Origin of the sequence: Pseudomonas sp. KK18, assembly GCF_037094675.1 — a bacterium.
GTDB lineage: Bacteria > Pseudomonadota > Gammaproteobacteria > Pseudomonadales > Pseudomonadaceae > Aquipseudomonas.
Genome location: NZ_CP146605.1, coordinates 4,979,845 through 4,997,730, shown reverse-complemented (window position 1 = coordinate 4,997,730; position 17,886 = coordinate 4,979,845). Strand labels below are relative to the sequence as shown.

19 protein-coding genes are annotated in these 17,886 nt (G+C 63.0%); 7 read left to right on the top strand and 12 right to left on the bottom strand.

Going from position 1 to position 17,886, the window contains the following annotated elements; all coding sequences use genetic code 11:
* Positions 1-119 precede the first annotated feature (119 nt).
* Positions 120-1,520 (top strand): aspartate aminotransferase family protein, encoded by a 1,401-nt coding sequence (locus tag V6607_RS22400; RefSeq protein WP_087695097.1) that lies wholly within the window; start codon positions 120-122, stop codon positions 1,518-1,520.
* Positions 1,521-1,600: 80 nt separating this feature from the next.
* Complete coding sequence (locus V6607_RS22395; protein ID WP_003209001.1) at positions 1,601-1,825, top strand: MbtH family protein; 225 nt, start codon at positions 1,601-1,603, stop codon at positions 1,823-1,825.
* A 149-nt stretch (positions 1,826-1,974) separates the two neighbouring features.
* On the opposite strand, the gene V6607_RS22390 is transcribed toward V6607_RS22395, so the two are convergent.
* The 8 genes from V6607_RS22390 to V6607_RS22355 are packed head-to-tail and all read right to left on the bottom strand — an operon-like array spanning position 1,975 to position 8,129.
* Positions 1,975-2,922: a zinc ABC transporter substrate-binding protein gene (locus V6607_RS22390; RefSeq protein WP_134327059.1), complete on the bottom strand. Its 948-nt coding sequence runs from the start codon at positions 2,920-2,922 to the stop codon at positions 1,975-1,977.
* Positions 2,922-3,821: a metal ABC transporter permease gene (locus V6607_RS22385; RefSeq protein WP_003208998.1), complete on the bottom strand. Its 900-nt coding sequence runs from the start codon at positions 3,819-3,821 to the stop codon at positions 2,922-2,924. The genes V6607_RS22390 and V6607_RS22385 overlap by 1 nt, the downstream gene beginning before the upstream one ends.
* The gene (locus tag V6607_RS22380) at positions 3,818-4,564 is read right to left on the bottom strand and encodes a metal ABC transporter ATP-binding protein (protein WP_102369603.1); all 747 of its coding nucleotides are present in this window, start codon (positions 4,562-4,564) and stop codon (positions 3,818-3,820) included. Before V6607_RS22380 ends, V6607_RS22385 begins: the two co-directional genes overlap by 4 nt.
* Positions 4,561-5,481, bottom strand: coding sequence for a metal ABC transporter substrate-binding protein (locus V6607_RS22375; RefSeq protein ID WP_023659272.1), 921 nt, complete (start codon positions 5,479-5,481; stop codon positions 4,561-4,563). The genes V6607_RS22380 and V6607_RS22375 overlap by 4 nt, the downstream gene beginning before the upstream one ends.
* Before the next feature lie 26 nt (positions 5,482-5,507).
* Complete coding sequence (locus tag V6607_RS22370) at positions 5,508-6,068, bottom strand: DUF6162 family protein (RefSeq protein ID WP_102605703.1); 561 nt, start codon at positions 6,066-6,068, stop codon at positions 5,508-5,510.
* Positions 6,065-6,394, bottom strand: coding sequence for a hypothetical protein (locus tag V6607_RS22365; RefSeq protein WP_003208992.1), 330 nt, complete (start codon positions 6,392-6,394; stop codon positions 6,065-6,067). The genes V6607_RS22370 and V6607_RS22365 overlap by 4 nt, the downstream gene beginning before the upstream one ends.
* Complete coding sequence (locus V6607_RS22360) at positions 6,391-6,930, bottom strand: hypothetical protein (RefSeq protein WP_008431660.1); 540 nt, start codon at positions 6,928-6,930, stop codon at positions 6,391-6,393. Before V6607_RS22360 ends, V6607_RS22365 begins: the two co-directional genes overlap by 4 nt.
* Positions 6,927-8,129, bottom strand: a complete 1,203-nt coding sequence (locus V6607_RS22355) for a PepSY domain-containing protein (RefSeq protein WP_008431658.1) — start codon at positions 8,127-8,129, stop codon at positions 6,927-6,929. Before V6607_RS22355 ends, V6607_RS22360 begins: the two co-directional genes overlap by 4 nt.
* Positions 8,130-8,380: 251 nt before the next feature.
* Here V6607_RS22355 and leuC point away from each other — a divergent pair, with 251 nt between their 5' ends.
* Complete coding sequence (leuC, locus tag V6607_RS22350) at positions 8,381-9,802, top strand: 3-isopropylmalate dehydratase large subunit (protein ID WP_102605704.1); 1,422 nt, start codon at positions 8,381-8,383, stop codon at positions 9,800-9,802.
* The gene (gene leuD, locus V6607_RS22345) at positions 9,799-10,413 is read left to right on the top strand and encodes a 3-isopropylmalate dehydratase small subunit (protein WP_003208984.1); all 615 of its coding nucleotides are present in this window, start codon (positions 9,799-9,801) and stop codon (positions 10,411-10,413) included. Before leuC ends, leuD begins: the two co-directional genes overlap by 4 nt.
* A 386-nt stretch (positions 10,414-10,799) precedes the next feature.
* Here leuD and V6607_RS22340 read toward each other — a convergent pair whose 3' ends face one another.
* The 4 genes from V6607_RS22340 to V6607_RS22325 form a co-directional block, all read right to left on the bottom strand.
* Positions 10,800-11,714 carry a LysR substrate-binding domain-containing protein gene (locus tag V6607_RS22340; protein ID WP_173883068.1) on the bottom strand — a complete coding sequence of 305 codons (915 nt, stop codon included), beginning with the start codon at positions 11,712-11,714 and terminating at the stop codon, positions 10,800-10,802.
* Positions 11,715-11,906: 192 nt separating this feature from the next.
* On the bottom strand, positions 11,907-13,211 hold the full coding sequence (gene dctA / locus V6607_RS22335) for a C4-dicarboxylate transporter DctA (RefSeq protein ID WP_134327058.1): 1,305 nt from the start codon (positions 13,209-13,211) through the stop codon (positions 11,907-11,909).
* Positions 13,212-13,309: 98 nt separating this feature from the next.
* On the bottom strand, positions 13,310-14,185 hold the full coding sequence (locus V6607_RS22330) for an alpha/beta hydrolase (RefSeq protein ID WP_134327057.1): 876 nt from the start codon (positions 14,183-14,185) through the stop codon (positions 13,310-13,312).
* 238 nt (positions 14,186-14,423) lie between these two features.
* Positions 14,424-14,885, bottom strand: a complete 462-nt coding sequence (locus V6607_RS22325; protein WP_003210114.1) for a VOC family protein — start codon at positions 14,883-14,885, stop codon at positions 14,424-14,426.
* Between the two features lie 235 nt (positions 14,886-15,120).
* Between V6607_RS22325 and V6607_RS22320 the strand changes: the two genes are divergently transcribed.
* From V6607_RS22320 to V6607_RS22310, 3 genes are read left to right on the top strand one after another with little or no spacing between them, the layout of a single operon-like run.
* A complete protein-coding gene (locus V6607_RS22320) occupies positions 15,121-16,344 on the top strand; it encodes an SfnB family sulfur acquisition oxidoreductase (protein WP_134327056.1) in 1,224 nt (407 codons plus the stop codon).
* A 3-nt stretch (positions 16,345-16,347) separates the two neighbouring features.
* Positions 16,348-17,013: a methionine ABC transporter permease gene (locus tag V6607_RS22315; RefSeq protein ID WP_008430846.1), complete on the top strand. Its 666-nt coding sequence runs from the start codon at positions 16,348-16,350 to the stop codon at positions 17,011-17,013.
* Between the two features lie 29 nt (positions 17,014-17,042).
* The gene (locus tag V6607_RS22310; protein WP_003210120.1) at positions 17,043-17,813 is read left to right on the top strand and encodes a MetQ/NlpA family ABC transporter substrate-binding protein; all 771 of its coding nucleotides are present in this window, start codon (positions 17,043-17,045) and stop codon (positions 17,811-17,813) included.
* Positions 17,814-17,886: the final 73 nt, after the last annotated feature.

Here is a 17,886-nt window from a genome sequence, read left to right as displayed (position 1 = left end):
TGTAAATCCTCCCTTCGCTGATGCGTTTCCAGAACAGGAAATCCGTGCGCGGCCCTTGGGCCTGGCGCCAACGGGTGGGCAGTTTGGTCACCATCATCAGCGTATTGAGGGATCGAGAGATGTCAGTCGCTACCAGCCGTATCGAAGAGACCCAGGCGGTCCCTGCGGAAACGCTTTACCAGTTCGATGAAACCCCGCTGCTGGCCCGCCAGCGCCAGCAGGAATCCAATGCCCGCAGCTACCCACGGCGCATTCCCCTGGCGCTCAAGCGCGCCCGAGGGATCTATGTCGAGGACGTCGAAGGCCGCAGCTTTATCGATTGCCTGGCCGGTGCCGGCACCCTGGCGCTGGGGCACAACCACCCGGTGGTGATCGATGCCATTCGCCAGGTGCTGAGCGATGAATTGCCGTTGCACACCCTGGACCTGACCACGCCGGTCAAGGACCAATTCGTGCAGGACCTGTTCGGCCTGCTGCCGCCGGCGCTGGCGCAGGAAGCCAAGATCCAGTTCTGCGGCCCCACCGGCACCGATGCGGTGGAGGCCGCGCTGAAACTGGTGCGCACCGCCACCGGGCGGAGCACGGTGTTGTCATTCCAGGGCGGTTATCACGGCATGAGCCAGGGCGCCCTGAGCCTGATGGGCAGCCTGGGGCCGAAGAAGCCACTGGGCGCGTTGCTCGGCAATGGCGTGCAATTCCTGCCATTCCCGTACGACTACCGTTGCCCGTTCGGGCTGGGCGGCGCGGAAGGGGTGAAGGTCAACCTGCATTATCTGGAAAACCTGCTCAACGATCCCGAGGCCGGTGTATTGCTGCCGGCGGCGGTGATCGTCGAGGTGGTGCAAGGCGAGGGCGGTGTGATCCCGGCTGATCTCGACTGGCTGCGCGGCCTGCGGCGCATTACCGAGCAGGCTGGTGTGGCGCTGATCGTTGACGAAATCCAGAGCGGCTTTGGTCGCACCGGCAAGATGTTTGCCTTCGAACATGCCGGCATTGTCCCGGACGTGGTCGTGCTGTCCAAGGCCATCGGCGGCAGCCTGCCACTGGCGGTGGTGGTGTATCGCGACTGGCTCGACACCTGGTTGCCGGGCGCCCATGCCGGGACCTTCCGTGGCAATCAGATGGCCATGGCGGCCGGCTCGGCGGTGATGCGTTACCTCAAGGACCACGACATTCCCGCCCACGCGGCCGCCATGGGCGAGCGCCTCGGCGAACACCTGCGCATCCTGCAGCGCGACTTCCCGCAGTTGGGAGACATTCGTGGCCGTGGGCTGATGCTCGGTGTGGAACTGGTGGACCCCGCCGGTGCGCCTGATGCCCAGGGCCACCCGCCGGTGCATCGCCAACTGGCGCCGCTGGTGCAGCGTGAATGCCTCAAGCGCGGGTTGATTCTCGAACTGGGCGGGCGACACGGCAGCGTCGTGCGTTTCCTGCCGCCGCTGGTGATTACTGCCGCAGAAATCGACCGTGTGGCCGAGATTTTTGGTCGCGCCCTGGCGGCGTCAGTCACCAGCCTCTAATTTTTTATCGGGCTGGCACGTTCCTTCTTACATCAGCTGTGCGTGGTGCGCAGCCAGCCTTACCCCGACGGAGAACAGCAATGACCTCAGTATTCGACCGCGAAGACATCCTGTTTCAGGTAGTGGTCAACCATGAAGAGCAATATTCCATCTGGCCCGACTACAAGGCCGTGCCGGAAGGCTGGCGCACCGTGGGCAAGAGCGGGATGAAGAAAGAGTGCCTGGCCTACATCGAAGAAGTGTGGACCGACATGCGTCCGCTGAGCCTGCGCCAGAAGATGGATAGCCAGGCACTTGCCGGCTGACCCGGACCTCGGGCATAACACCGACTCAAATGTGGGAGCGGGCTTGCTCGCGAAGGCGTTGTTTCAGTCACCGTATGTGTTGACTGTCACACCGCATTCGCGAGCAAGCCCGCTCCCACATTTACTGTGTTTCGCCGGTGAGAGGCGCGTTACAGCGCCTTGATCACCTGATCCACATTGCCTTCCAGTTCCGCCACCGGGTCGGCGCCATCGGTGCCCAGCACCAGCAACTTCGCCCCGCCCGCCGTGACCGCCGCCTGTACCGCATCGCTTGGCTTGCGGTGATGCAGCACCACGGCCACCTCATTCTCCTTCAAGCCTTCGCTCAGTTGCTGCAACGCCTCGGGTGTCCACTCGGTATCCGCCCTTGCATCGGTGCTGACCAGCTCCAGGTTCAAGCCACTGACGAGATAACCAAAGTGATCGCTCAAGCTGGCCACCGTCAGGTTATCGGCCTTGGCCAGTCGCGCTTCGCTGTCGGCGGTGAGCTTGAGCAGGCGTTGCTTGAGCGCGGCCAGGTTGGCTTCGATCTGCGGCTTGGCCTCGGGCGCCAGACGGCTCAGGTCGGCGGCCATCACATCGGCCATACGCCCCATGTTGTTGATGGCTTGCCACGGCTGGCTGTTCAGGCCGTCGGTGGCGCCCGGCTGCACGGCAATCCCCGGCAAGCCGCCGTCCACCGGGCGCGCGGCGTCGACTTCGACGATGCGGATATTGCTGCGCCGGGCCACCGGGTACAGCGGGTCGTCGGGCCACAGCGAGCGCAGGCCGATGGCTGCATCGGCGTCCAGCGCCAGGGTGTTCAGCGCCTGCGCACCGCGCCCTGTGAAATAGGCGACTTGCCGCGAGCCGGGCAGGTTGGCCGGTGCCGCGCGCTCAAGCTGTACGTCAGTGCCTTTGAGCAACACCTGCGCCAAGCCATAGGTGATCGGCAAGGCGGCGAGGACTTTTACCGGTTTTGTCGCCTTGGCCTGGTTCAAGGCAACATGGCCAACGCCTTGGTTGGCGGTGATCTGTAGCGGCTTGACGCCGTCGGCGGCGAATGCCGGTGTGGCAATGGCCAGGGCCAGAAGCAGTGGTCGAAACATCGGGCGCATTATCCAAGATTCCCTTTCAGGCTGGGGACCGTGCCGCGGGCGATGGCGGCGAGGGCGAAGGCGATACCGGCTACCAGGATGATCGCGGCACCGGACGGAATCGGCAGGTCGAAGATGATCGGCAGCAGGATCCCGCACAGGGTGCTGACGGTGGCGATCACCACCGAGATCCAGAAGAAGCCCTTGAGCGACTGGCTCAACAGGCGTGCGGCGGCCGCCGGAATCACCAGCAACGCACCCACCAGGATCGCGCCGATGACCTTGACCGCCGCCACGGTGATCAGGGTCACCAGGATCACGAACAGGTAGTCCAGGGTCTTCACCGCCACCCCGCGCACCGCCGCCAACTGCGGGTTGAAGCTGGCGAGCATGATGCGGTTGTACAGCGGCAGGGCCAGGGCCATCACCAATGCGCCGACAATCGCCAGCACCAGCAGGTCATTGCCGTTGACGGTCAGCACCGAGCCGAACAGCACGTTTTCGAGAATGTGCACGTTGATCTTGCCCGCCAGAATCAGCAGCAGGCTCGCGCCCAGGGCCAGGGACACCGAGAGGAATACGCCGATCAGCGTGTCCGGCGCCAGGCCGGTGCGGTTGCGCAGGTAGTTGAGCAGGATCCCGAACAGCAGGCAGTAGCCGAACAGGCTGCCGTAAGGCCCGGTGTAGGGTTCCCCCAGCAGAATGCCCACGGCCACGCCGGTCAGTGCGGCATGGCCCACGGCTTCGGAAAAGAACGCAAAGCGCTTGACCACCACCAGGGTGCCCAAACCGCCCAGCACCGGGCCGATCAGCAGGCCGGCGAGCAGGGCGTTGACTACAAATCCATAGGCCAGCGCTTCCGGCAGATACCCGGAAGACGCCCAGCCCTGGACCATCAGGCGAAAGGCTTCATAGCTCATAAGGCCGGGCTCCGTGGGTGGGTGGAGAACAGGGTCAGCAGGCGGTCCGGGGTCAGTGCTTCTTTCGGCGTGGCGTCGAACAGCACGCGGCGGTTCAGGCCGGTGACGCGATCGGCCAGGCGGCCGACGGCTTCCAGGTCGTGTTCGATCCACAGCACGGTGATCCCGGCCTGGCGCCAGTCGTTCAGCAGCCGCTCGAACACCTGGATCCCGGCTTCGTCCAGCGCCGACATCGGTTCGTCCAGCACCAGCAATTGCGGTGCCGGGATCAAGCCCTGGGCCAACAGCACCCGCTGGCGTTCACCGCCAGACAGCGCACCCATGCGCCGCTTGCGCTTGTCCTGCATGCCGACCCGTTCCAGTGCGTCGCCAATCGCGGCGGCGTAATGTTTGGACAGCCCGAGAAACGCCGGACGCCGCTGGCACATCGCGGCCATGAAATCGTCGACGGTCATCGGCAAGCCCCGGTCGAACTCCAGCGCCTGGGGCACGTAGCCGATGGTGCCGGGTGCATCCGGCCAATGCAGGCTCAACTGGCCCTGGTGCGGCGTTTGCCCCAGCAGGGTCTTGATCAGCGAGCTTTTGCCGCCGCCGTTGGGGCCCACCAGCGCATGGATGCTGCCGGGCTGCACCTGGAAACTCACTGCATCGAGGATCACCGTACGGCCCAGGGTCAGCGCGACGTTATCGAAGTCGAGGGTCGGGCCAACGCTGGCCACACTCAGGTGTTCAGCCGCCGTCATGCCCCGGACTCCTGAATCGCCCGCACCACGGTGTTGAGGTTGCCGGTCATTTCCACTTCGTATTTTTCCGCGCTGTAGTCGCCATAGGAAATATGCGACAGCGGGTACAGCTTCACCCCGGATTCACGCTGGATGGTGTCGACGTAGCTGGACGGGAAATCCATCTCCGAGAAGATCACTTTCACGTCCAGTTCCCGCAGTTGGTCGATGGTTTTCTTCAACTGGCTGGGGCTCGGCTCGATGCCGTGGGCCGGTTCCACCACGGCGGTGACTTCCAGGCCGAATTCCCGCAGCAGGTAGTCATATGCCGCGTGCACGGTGGCCACCCGCAGGTCGGGGTTGGGCGCGCTGGTGAGCTTGGCCAGGGCGTCGGCGCGCATCTGGCGCAGGCGCTTGCCGTAGGCGCGGGCGTTCTGGGTGTAGGTCTTGGCGTTGTCCGGGTCGAGCTTGCCCAGTTCCCGGGCAATGTTGTTCACCTGGGCAATCGAGGCGCTGATGGACAGGAAGGTGTGCGGGTTGACCACCTTGCCCGCACCGCGCGCAGCGTTGCCGGTGGCGGCCAGCAGCGGCACGTTGGCGTTGGCCTCGATCACCGGGATGTCCGGGCGCTCGCTGGTGGCGATCATGCGGTCGGCGAAATCGTCATGGCCGACGCCGTTGAGCACGATCACATCAAGGGTGCCGATGCGTTTGATGTCTTCGGCGCGGGGTTCGTAGGCATGGGGATTGAAACCGGCCGGAATCAGCGGGACAACTTCAGCCTTGTCGCCGACGATATTGGCGACGTAGCTGTAATACGGGTGCAGGGTGATGCCGATGCGCAGGCGCTTTGCCGGGTCGGCACTGGCGAACGGGGCCAGCAGCACGGTGATCAGGCCGACCAGCACCAGACGTAATAATGGAGATGAAATAGACATGGTCTTCTCTCGGCTGCAACGTGAATTCAGTGACGATGCTGGCGGGTGACACCGGCATCGAATTGCGCGACTACCTGCTGCCAGCCCGCGCTGATCAGCGCCTGGTCAGTGAGGTCGGTGGGGGCGGTGAGGTGGGCGCTGCGGTTGAGCCAGATATCCGGCTCGGCGCCGCGGATGCGCATCAACAGCGAACCGCTGAGGTCCGGCGTCTGGCTCAGGCCCAGATAGGCCGCGTCCAGCAACTGCCAGCGGTGGTCGCCACGGCTCACCGAACTGGCGTCCTGGGCGAAGGGCGCGAAGCCCTCTTCGGCCAGCTGTTCAGGCGTCGGCAGGGCGCTGTGTTCCTCCTGCAGCAAGTGGATTTCATCCAGGGTCACCCGCAGGTCGGCGTAGATGCCTTGCTCGGCGGCGCTGAGGTCGCGGCGGGCGTCCAGTTGGTGGCTGGGCACGGCGGCGATCTCCTGGCTTTCACCGCGCAAGGCCACCACCGTGCCGGCAACGGCGAGGATGATCAGGCACAACAGCAGGACATACAGGGTTTCGTGCCCGGCACCGGCCGGGCGCACGACTTGGGTTGTACGGCTCATTGGGGCTGGATATCCGCTTGGTCGATTTCCACCACGTGGCCGGGGCCGGCATCAAACAACACGTAGAACTCGGCGGAGGGTTTCTTGAAGGTCAGCTTCGAGTCTTCTCCCAGCTTGCCTGGCACCAGGATGGTCTCGTCGTAGCCGATCACATCCAGGGTCACGCCGGGGGCACCGCTGCCATCGGAGAAACCACCGGTGCACTGGATCTGCTCGCCGGCGATTTCCTTGCATTCGCACATCGGGTTGTGGGCGAGGGCGACGGTACTGAAACCGGCACTGAGGATCAGCGCGCCAACGGTGCGGGCCAGTTGCGGCAAAGTCATGGTTTAACTCCTCGTTTTTTCAGCCAGTCGATGGTGGCCGGCGATGCCTGGCTCAAGGGAATGGAGGCCTGGTGCATGGCGCCGTCCCAGCCTTCCATGGTGATCCACACTTCGGCGTCCAGCGGGGTGCGCTCAGGGATCGGCAACGCAGCGCCCATGCGGTATGGGGTGCCGAAGAAAATCACCCCGGCCGCCCGCAGGCTGCGGGGCTTGCCGATACGCAGGTAGGTCGCCTTGACCTGGTCGATGCACGTGGCACACAGGGCAGCGTTGAAGGATTTCATCGGGCCTGCCGGGTCCGGGCGCGGCGGCTCGTTGCGTAGTTCGGCGAGCTTCAGGCTCCAGGGGCCGACCTGTACTTCGCCGATCTCCCGTTCACCCAGGCCGCTGTCGCCGCGAAACAGTGCCGCGTCGGCAAAGTACTTGGGCATGAAGCCCAGGGGCACCAGCAACAGCAGGATATTGATGTGGAAGCGCCATTTGAGCCAGAAGGCCCGCAGGGGCGAGGGGGGTTGAACCGTCATGGCCTTGTTCATGGGGTGGCCTCCGTGGTCTCAGCCTGCAAGGCCTGGGTTTTCGCCGGTTGACGGGCTGCCTTGGCTTCGCGTTTCAGCGCATTGAGGGTGGCCAGGGCCGTGCGTTTGGTCCAGATCAGCAAGCCGCTCAAGACCATCATGCTCAGCACCAGGCCGAAGAAGGCCCAGATCAGCTTGATCCAGATCCCGCCAAAGTCCCCGGTGTGCAACGGGCGCATGGATTCGGTGACGAACTCCAGGGCCGAACGGTCGGACAGCAGGTGCGAGGCGGCGATTTCGCCGTTGTACGGGTTGATTTCCGCGGTCTGGAACATCAGCGGGTACCAGCCACGCCCGCCGATGCGCAGGTGGCTGTAGGCGTTGCTAGGCAGGCTCACGAAGCTGGCCTCAAGCCCGGGAATGCGCTGGGTGGCGATGTTGATCGCCTCGTCCAGGGGAATCATGGGCGCCGGTACGCCCGGGGCGGACATCGGCACTTTGTCGCGGGCAATCGCCGGGACGATCGGCTCGCTGGAAATGGTGATCTGGTTATCACCCAGGATCGCCTGGATCAGGAACCAGGTGCCGGTGATGGAAATCACCGCGATAAACCAGATCGACCAGATGCCGCTCAACCGGTGGAAGTCGCCCCAGAAAATCCGCGCACCGTGACGAATGCGCAGGGTCGGCCTGAAAAAACCTTTCCAGAAACGCTTGTAGACCACGAGGCCGGTGACCAGCGAGGCCAGCAGCGGCAAGCCCAGCAGCGAGACCAGGTACCAGCCCCAGCTGTAGCCATTGGTGAAAGGCACCAGCCACCAGCCATGCAGGGCACGGGTAAATTGCTGGAAGTTGAACGATGGGCTGATGCCCTGGATCACCCCGGTGTATGGGTTGACGTAGACCTCCAGCGAGCGCCCGTCGGGGTAGCTGAGGTCGGCGCTGAGGGCGAAGTGCGATTCGTCCGGGCGGCTCAGGGATTCGACGATCACCTGGGGTTCGGCGCGCTTGATGGCGCCGATCACCTGGTCGTAGGTGAGCGGTTCGGCATCGTCCGACGGCTTGCTGGCGCGGATGTCCGGGTTGGCCAGCCAGACGATCTCCTGGCTGACCACCGCCAGGGTGCCGGTGACGCAGACGATCAGCACAAAGAACCAGATGGGCAATGCCAGCCAGCTGTGCACGAGAAACCAGAGTTTTGAGCGTGACTTCTTCGACATGTGAATGAGGGTCTTGATCGGAGGGAGGCGGTAAAGGCCCGGAAAACGCCACCCGTAGCTTTTGCTGACGCGAGCGGCTGTATCTAAGTTAAGACGGATGAGAAACACAAAACCCTAAGGCGGATATGAAAGTAAATGTTTCAGATACGCATTCATGCAACACGAAACATGTTCCGAGCCATCACCAAGGCGGGATTGATGGGGCGGGGGCGCTGCCTATGATGGGGTCATACCGTTGAGCGAGCCCCATAATGACTTCTGCCAGAACCCTCTACGACAAACACATCGATTCCCACACGGTGTGCCGCCTGGATGACCAGGGCCATGTGCTGCTGTACATCGACCGCCAGGTGATCAATGAATACACCAGCCCGCAAGCTTTCAGCGGCTTGCGCGAGGCGGGCCGTGGTGTGTGGCGGCCCGGTACGGCGTTGGCGGTGGTCGACCATGTGAACCCCACCACGCCCAAGCGCATCGCGACCATGCCGGATGCGGGCGGCGCGCGCCAGGTGTCGTACCTGGCGGAAAACTGCCGGGATTTCGGGATCGAGCTGTTGGATATCCTCGACAAGCGCCAGGGCATCGAACATGTGATCGCCCCGGAACAGGGTTTTATCCTGCCGGGCATGGTGATCGCCGCCGGCGACAGCCACACCACCACCTACGGTGCCTTGGGCGCGTTCGGCTTTGGCATTGGCACTTCGGAAATCGAGCATTTGCTGGCCTCGCAAACCCTGGTCTACAAGCGTCTGAAAAGCCTGCGTGTGACCGTGGACGGCGAACTGGCCCGTGGGCTGACCTCCAAGGACGTGATCATGGCGCTGATCGGCAAGATCGGCGCTTCGGGAGCCACCGGCTACGCCATTGAGTTTTGTGGGTCGACCATCGATGCCTTGAGCGTCGAGGCGCGCATGACCATTTGCAACATGGCGGTGGAAGCCGGCGCACGTGGAGCCTTCATGGCGCCGGATGAAAAAGTCTTCGCCTACCTCAAGGGCAAGCCACGCGCGCCGAAGGGCGAGTTGTGGGAACGCGCCCTGGTGGGCTGGCGCCAACTGCACTCGGATGCCGACGCGGTGTTCGACCTCGAAGTGCAGCTGGATGCCAGCGCCCTTGAGCCGATGGTCACCTGGGGCACCAGCCCCGACCAGGCAGCCCCCATCGGTGCCCGCGTGCCGGACCCGCAAGACATCAGCGACCTGATCCTGCGCCAGGACATGCGCCGTGCCTTGAACTACATGGGCCTGGAAGCGGGCATGCCGTTGAGCGACATTGTGATCAGCCACGCGTTTATCGGCTCCTGCACCAACGCCCGCATCGAAGACCTGCGCGATGCCGCCAGCGTGGTGCGCGGCAAGCACGTGGCCGACCATGTGCGGGCGATGATCGTGCCGGGCTCCACCGAAGTGCGTGACCAGGCCGAAGCCGAAGGCCTTGCCGCGGTCTTTATCGACGCCGGGTTTGAATGGCGCCAGTCGGGCTGCTCGATGTGCCTGGCGATGAACGACGACGTGCTGGAGCCGGGCGACCGCTGCGCTTCCAGCACCAACCGCAATTTCGAAGGCCGCCAGGGCGCGGGTGCCCGCACGCACCTGATGAGCCCGGCCATGGTCGCCGCTGCGGCCATCACTGGCCGGCTGACGGATATTCGCCACTTTGGAGACCGCACATGAGCTTGCAACCCTTCACTCGGATCACCGGCAAGGCGGCGCCGATGCTGGCGGCCAATATCGACACCGACGTGATCATGCCCAAGCAGTTTCTCAAGGGCATCGACCGCAACGGGCTGGACCGCGGGTTGTTCTTTGATTTGCGCTTTTTGCCCTCGGGTGAGCCTGACCCGCAGTTTGTGCTGAACCAGCCGGCCTGGCAGGGCGCGAGCTTTATGGTAGTGGGGCCGAACTTCGGCTGTGGTTCCAGCCGGGAGCATGCGGTGTGGGGCCTGAAGCAGATGGGCATCCGCGCGTTGATCGGCAGCAGCTTTGCGGGGATTTTCTATGATAACTGCCAGCGTAACGGGGTGTTGTTGATCACGCTGGAGGAGGCGGTGTTGCAGCGGTTGGGGCAGATGGTGAGTCAGCCTGAGCAGGCGCAGATCAGTGTGGACCTTGAGGCGCAGGAGATTCTTTTGGCGGACGGGCAGGTGATTGCGTTCCAGATCGATACGTTGCGCAAGACTGCGTTGTTGTTGGGGTTGGATGCTATTGGCACGACGTTGCAGCGCAGTGAGCAGATCAAGGCGTTTGAGCGGGAGCATTTGGCGGCCAATCCCTGGCTCGGGTGATGGGGCTGTAGTTGCAGGTTGGCTGCTGCGCACTGCCTGCGTTCGGCTTCGGGCTGGATGGGGCAGTCAGATCAAAATCAAGAGCACAGCGGCCTCCCGGCCGGCTTGAGTGTTAAAAGCAAAAGCAAAGACCAGAGCGAAAACAGATCTGCTTTTCTGTGGGAGCGGGCTTGCTCGCGAAAAACCTGAGAGCGCCGCGTTCATCCAGAATGCCCGCGTCATCGTTAACGACCTTCGCGAGCAAGCCCGCTCCCACATTTGGACCGTGCCCGCTTTTGATTTGGCTTTTTGCTCTACAACACTCAAGCCGGCCGGTAGGCCGCTGTAAGAGCAGAACCGTCAGCGGCCGTTACCGCAGCAACGGATATGTACTCAAACCCGGCACGCTAAATCGACAACCCCTTGAAGTGCTCCTGCAAAAACTCCACACACGCCCGCAACTTCCCGGAGTAGGCCAGCCGCGTCGGGTACACCGCCCACACGTTGGCGCTCTGGGTGTAGTCGTGCAGCACCTGCACCAGTTTCCCTTGCTCCAGCAGCGGCTTCACATCCCACATCGAACGCAGCAACACGCCGCGCCCGTCCAGGGCCCATTGCAAGACGATCTCGCCGTTATTCGACGACAACGGCCCGCGCACGCGCACGCTGTCCTGCACGCCATCGCGCTCCAGGTGCCAGATGCCAAACGCGTTGTCGCGCTCCTTGAGCACCAGGCAGTCGTGCTGTTCCAGGTCGCTCAAGTGCTGCGGCACACCACGGCGTTCGAGGTAGGCGGGCGCCGCACACAGCACCCGCCGGTTACTCACCAGCCGGCGACCGATGTGTTGCCCGGGGATGTCGTCGCCCACGCGAATCTCCAGGTCGAAACCCTCGCTGACGATATCCACCACCCGGTCGAACAGGTCCAGGCGAATCTCCAGGTCCGGGTATTGTTCGGCCAATAGCGACAAGGCCGGTGCCACATGGTTACGGCCGAAACCGAAGCTGCTGCACAAATGCAGGTGGCCGCGCGGGCTGTCGTGGGCGTCGGAAAGCTCGTCGGACAACTGCTGGAAGTCTTCGAGAATCCGCACGGCCCAGCGCTGCACACGCTCGCCATCTTCGGTCAGGGCGATACGGCGGCTGGTGCGGTGCAGCAGGCGGGTGGCGAGGGTGGTTTCGAGAATCTGGATACGCTTGCTGACGTAGGCCGGGGACAAACCCAGCTCGTCGGCAGCCGCAGCAAAGCCGGCCTTGCGGATCACGGTCAGGAATACCCGCAGGTCTTCAGGTAGGGGCACGGTATCTTTCTTGTTGTTCATCAGAAACAGGCATGGCGGCATGAACCGCCAGAATAGCACCGGTATGGCGAAGGAGTTTCTGTGGCAAGGGAGCTTGCTGTGGCAAGGGAGCTTGCTCCCGCTGGAGTGCGTAGCGCTCCCAAAGATCTTGGGGGCCGCTGCGCAGCCCAGCGGGAGCAAGCTCCCTCGCCACAGGGGATTGGTGTTTAAGGGTTACTCGGCGGCGATCTTCGCCTGGGCGGCGGCCCGTGCATGGCGGCCGTGCTTGAGGGCGATGGGCGCCATTTTCTCGCGATCCAGTTCACCTTCCCAGGCCGCCACCACCAGCGCCGCCACGGCATTGCCGATGATGTTGGTCAGTGAGCGGCATTCAGCCATGAACCGGTCCACACCCAGGATCAGCACCATCGCCGCCACCGGCACCGTCGGCACCACCGCGAGGCTGGCGGCCAGCGCGACAAAACCTGCGCCCACCACCGCACCGGCGCCTTTTGAGGTAAGCATCGCCACCGCCAGCAGGGTCAGTTGTTGCTCCAGCGTCAGGTCGATATTGGTCGCCTGGGCCAGGAACAGCACCGCCAGGGTCATATAGATGTTGGTGCCGTCCAGGTTGAAGGTGTAGCCGGTGGGCACCACGATCCCCACCACGCCTTTGGACGCGCCAAGGCTTTCAAGTTTCTGGATCAGTTGCGGCAGCGCAGATTCGGAGGAGCTGGTGCCCAGCACGATCAACAGTTCAGCCTTGATGTAGGTCAGCAGCTTGAAGATGCTGAACCCCACATACCGGGCGATGCTGCCCAGCACCACGGCGACGAAGAAAAACGCGGTGACGTAGAACGTACCCACCAGTTTCAACAGCGGCAGCAGCGAGCCCAGGCCGTATTTGCCGATGGTGAAGGCGATGGCCCCGAAGGCCCCGATCGGCGCGACGCGGCTGATCATCCCGACGATGCGGAAGAACACTTCGCTGGCCTGGTTGATCACGCCAACCAGGGGCCGGCCCTTCTCGCCGATCATCACCAGCCCGAGGCCAAACAGCACCGACACAAACAGTACCGGGAGGATTTCGCCTTTGGAGAAGGCGTCGAAGAAGGTAGTGGGGATCACATGCATCAGGAACCCGGTGACGCCTTCGCCGTGTTCGGCCTGGCCGACAAAACCGGCGATGGCGGAGGTATCGAGGGTCTTCACGTCGATATTGAAACCCACGCCAGGGTGCAGCAGGTGCGCGGCGAGGATGCCGATTACCAGGGCGATGCTGGAGACGATCTCAAAGTACAGCAGCGCCTTGCCGCCGACGCGGCCCACCTGCTTCACGTCGTGCATGCTGGTGATGCCGGAGACCACGGTGCAGAAGATGATCGGGCCGATGATCATCTTGATCAGCTTGATAAACCCGTCGCCCAACGGCTTGAGGTCGATGCCCACCTGAGGCCAGTGGTTGCCGATCAACACGCCCAGCACAATGGCGATGATCACCTGCACATACAGGGTTCCCAGCAGTTTTCTGACTGTCATTTTTATTATCTCGAGACGTTTTTTGGGCAAGCAGATCCCGTCGCAGGCTGTTTCAAGCCTGCGGGGCGGGATCGGTCAGGTCAGCGGTTCATAAAGGCTCAGCGAAGGAAGGTCAGGACTTCGCCGAGCAGCACTTCAGGGATTTCTTCTGCGATGTAGTGGCCGGCCGGCAGGGCCTTGCCACGTACGTCGGTCGCGACTTTCTGCCATTCCTTGAGGGGTTCGAAGCAGCGCCCGACGGTGCCTTCGGCGCCCCACATCACCAGCAGCGGCAACTCCAGGTGGTTGCCCTTGTCGATATCGGCGCGGTCGTGCTCAAGGTCGATGCCGGCGGCGGCGCGATAGTCCTCGCAGATCCCGGTGGCGGTGCCCGGCAGTTTCAGGCAACGCAGGTATTCGGCGAAGGCTTCATCGGTGAACGGCTTGAGCCCGGCACTGCGGCTGCCCATGACGCTGCGCAGGTAGAGTTCCGGGTTGCCTTCAATCAGGCTCTCGGGCAACGGCGCCGGGCGGATCAGGAAGAACCAGTGCCAGTAGGCGCGGGCAAAGGCTTCGTCGGTCTGGGCGTACATGGACAGGGTTGGTGCGATGTCCAGCAGCACCATGCGCTGCACGGCCTTGGGGTGGTCCAGGGCCAGGCGATGGGCGACGCGGGCGCCACGGTCGTGGGCCAGCACCGAGAACTCGTCGAAGCCCAGGGCTCTCATCAGCTCGACGCCGTCGCGGGCCATTTCACGTTTTGAATAATTGGTGTGATGGTCAATGGCGGCGGGCTTGCTGCTGTCGCCATAACCGCGCAGGTCGGCGGCGACCACGGTGAAGTGTTCGGCCAGTTGCTCGGCGACCTTGTGCCAGATGACGTGGGTCTGCGGGTGCCCGTGCAGCAGGAGCAGGCCGGGACCCGCGCCGCCTTTGCGGTAGCTGATGTCCACACCGTTGACGTGGCGCTGGTCTTTTTGGAATCCGGCGAACATGGAATGACTCCTTGTGATGATTGCTTGCATCCTGAAATCACACGGCGCCCGGGGCAAGGGGGAAAGCGTGGAGGGGTTGTTCATGAAGTGTGTTGAAGCCCGATCTTTCAGGCAGTGCAGGTCAACGGTGGGAGCTGGCTTGCCTGCGATGCAGGCAACTCGGTGTATCAGTCGCACCGAGGTGATGCCATCCCAGGCAAGCCAGTTCCTACCGTTGGGTTGTGTCGCCCAGGTGACTTCATCCTTGCTTGAACAACGCCTCGGCCCGCTGGCGAACTTGCGCCTCGGTCAAGTCCTCCTTGCGCGTGGCCAGGAACCACACATGCCCGAAGGGGTCTTTCAGCGTCCCGGAACGGTCACCGTAAAACTGATCCTTGGGTTCTGAAATCGCCGTGCCGCCGGCCTTGATGGCCTGGGCGAACTGTTGGTCGACGTCCTGCACATAGAGATGCAGGCACACGCTGGGGTGTTCTTTTCCCGGGCTGCCGAACGACATTTCGCCACAGGGCGAGGCCATCATGATCGCCGAATCGCCAATGCGCAGTTCGGCATGGCCGATCTTGCCGTCGGGCATGTCCAGGCGCATGACTTCGGTGGCACCAAAGGCTCGTTTGTAGAACTCGATGGCTTCAGCGGCTTTGTCGATGCCCAGGTACGGCGTGATGCTGTGGTAGCCCTCGGGAATGGGTTTAACGCTCATATCGTTCTCCTTGATGGTGGTAGTGGAGGGACGGCTTTTTCACTATAGGCCACGTGCGCCGTGGCTTGCGGGCAGCCGACGAGGTGTTGCCCAGGCAACAGCAAACCGGCAGTTTGCTGCGCCAAGGGCGGTCTGCCGCGCGTACATCGAGAGCAAACCCTTGTGTTTGAAGGCCAGGCGCCTCAGGCACAGAAGCTGCAATGCCTCTGGCAAACCATTCGCCCGAGAGCGTTGTATGTCTGTACTGCCTGTATCTGCCGATTACCCGATTCACACGCCCCACGCCGAGTTGATCCGCGACGAGGCCCACGCACTGGCCGTTGCCCACCGGGTTGCTGCCGTGTTGCTGGAGCAGGACGCCGAGCGCGACCGCACCCGCCAGGTGCCTGCGGAGGTCGTCGACCTGTATTCCAACAGCGGCCTGTGGGGCATCAGCGTGCCCCGCGAGTTTGGTGGTGCCCAGGTGTCCTACGCGGTGTTGGCCCAGGTGATTGCGATTATCTCGGCGGCCGACCCTTCGCTGGGGCAAATCCCGCAGAACCATTACTGCCTGCTGGAAGATATCCGCCTGCAAGGCACGCCCGAGCAGCAGGCGTACTTTTTTGGCCTGGCGCTGGAAGGGCATCGGTTTGCCAATGCGCTGTCGGAAACCGGCGGCAAGAACGTCCAGGACATCCAGGCGACCATTCGCCAGCAAGGCGATGGCTATGTGATCAACGGTCGCAAGGGTTATTGCACCGGTTCGCTGTATGCCCACTGGCTGGCGGTGCTGGCGCTGGATGAACAGCAAAATGCGCAATTGGCGTTCGTGCCGCGCGGCACTGAAGGCCTGGTGGTGGTCGACGACTGGGACAGCATGGGCCAACGCACCACCTCCAGCGGCACGGTGCTGGCCGAAGGCTTGAAGGTGCCGGCGTTCAATCTGTTTCCTACCCATCGTTCCTACGATTCGCCGACCCTGGCCGGGCCTTTCGCTCAATTGACCACCGCCGCCATCGATGCCGGCATCGCCCGTGCCGCGTTGCGTGACACGGTGCAGTTCGTCCGGCAATTCGCCCGTCCATGGATCGATGCCGGGGTGGAAAACGCCAGTGAAGACCCGTTGACTATCATCCAGGTCGGCGCGCTGGATATTCGCCTGGAAGCGGCGGAAGCCTTGCTGGAGCGGGCCGGAAAGGCCCTGGACGCCGCGCGCCCGGCACCCGATGAAGACAACGTTGCCCACGCCTCCCTGGCTGTCGCGCGAGCCAAGGTACTGACCACTGAAATCGCCATTGAAGCCAGCAACAAGCTCTTCGAACTCGGCGGCACCCGCTCCACCCTGAAGAAGCACAACTTCGACCGTCACTGGCGCAATGCACGGGTGCATACCCTGCATGACCCGGTGCGCTGGAAGTATCACGTGGTGGGCAACTGGCTGCTCAACGGCGCCAAGCCACCGCGTCACGATTGGTCCTGAACCATGGCCGAGCTGTTTAAAAACATCTATTGGGCCGACATCGGCCAAGCCTGCCTGGAAACCCTGAGCATGCTCAGCGCGGCCCTGGGTTTTACCGTGCTGCTGGGGTTGCCGCTGGGGGTGCTGTTGTTCCTCACCGGCAAGCGCCAGTTGCACGAAACCCTGGTGGTGTATCGGGCGCTGTCAGTGGTGGTCAACGTGCTGCGCTCGCTGCCGTTCATCATCCTGCTGATTGTGCTGATCCCGGTGACCACCTTGCTGGTGGGCACCTCCCTGGGCGTGGCCGGCACCATTCCGCCGTTGGTGGTGGGCTGTACGCCGTTCTTTGCGCGGCTGGTGGAAACCGCCTTGCGCGAAGTCGACCGTGGCGTGGTGGAGGCCACCCAATCCATGGGCGCCAGCACCTGGCAGGTGATCCGCCACACGCTGTTGCCGGAAGCCCGGGGCGGGCTGCTGGCAGCGGTCACTGTCACCGCGATTGTGCTGGTGGACTACACCGCCATGGCCGGGGTGATCGGTGGCGGTGGCCTGGGCGACCTGGCTATCCGCTACGGCTATCAGCGTTTCCAGACCGACGTGATGGTGGTCACCGTGTTGCTGCTGTTGGTGCTGGTGCAGGCCCTGCAGATGACCGGTGACCGTTTGGTGGCGCATTACAGCCGCCGTTGATTCCTATAACTAATGCCTTCGGAGCAACCATGAAAAAATCCCTGGCCATCTTGGCCGCTGTCTTGTCCTTCAATGCCTTTGCCAACGAGACGCTGGTCGTCGGCGCCACGCCCGTGCCTCACGCCGAGATCCTCGAGTTCGTAAAGCCGGTGCTGGCCAAGGAAGGCGTGGACCTGCAAATCAAGGTCTTCACCGATTTCATCCAGCCCAACCAGCAACTGGCGCTGAAGAACATCGACGCCAACTACTACCAGTACCGGCCATTCCTGGATGACTACAACAAGACCCGGAATACCAACCTGGTGCCGGTGGTCGGTGTGCACATCGAGCCTTTCGGCGCGTACTCGACCAAGATCAAAAATATCTCGGAGTTGAAAGACGGCGCGACAGTGTCGATCCCCAACGACCCGGTCAACACTGGCCGCGCCTTGGTGCTGCTGGACGAAGCCGGCCTGATCAAGCTCAAGGACCCGAGCAACACCCTTGCCACGCCGCGGGATATCGTTGAAAACCCCAAGCACCTGAAAATTCGTGAACTGGAAGGTGCGTTGCTGGCCCGCTCGGTGAGCCAGGTGGACCTGGCGTTCGTGTTTGCCAACTACGCCCTGGAAGCGGGGATCGACACCAACAGCGCGTTGATCGTCGAGAAGGGCAAGAGCCTGTATGTGGAGTACCTGGTCGCGCGCCCGGACAACATCAATGACCCTGGCATCCAGAAACTGGCCAAGGCGTTGAACTCCGATGAAGTGCGCCAGTTCATCCTGACCCGCTATAAAGGCCAGATTGCCCCGGGATTCTAAGTCTGACGGCGATCAAAATGTGGGAGCGGGCTTGTGTGGGAGCGGGCTTGCTCGCGAAGGCGGTGGATCAGCC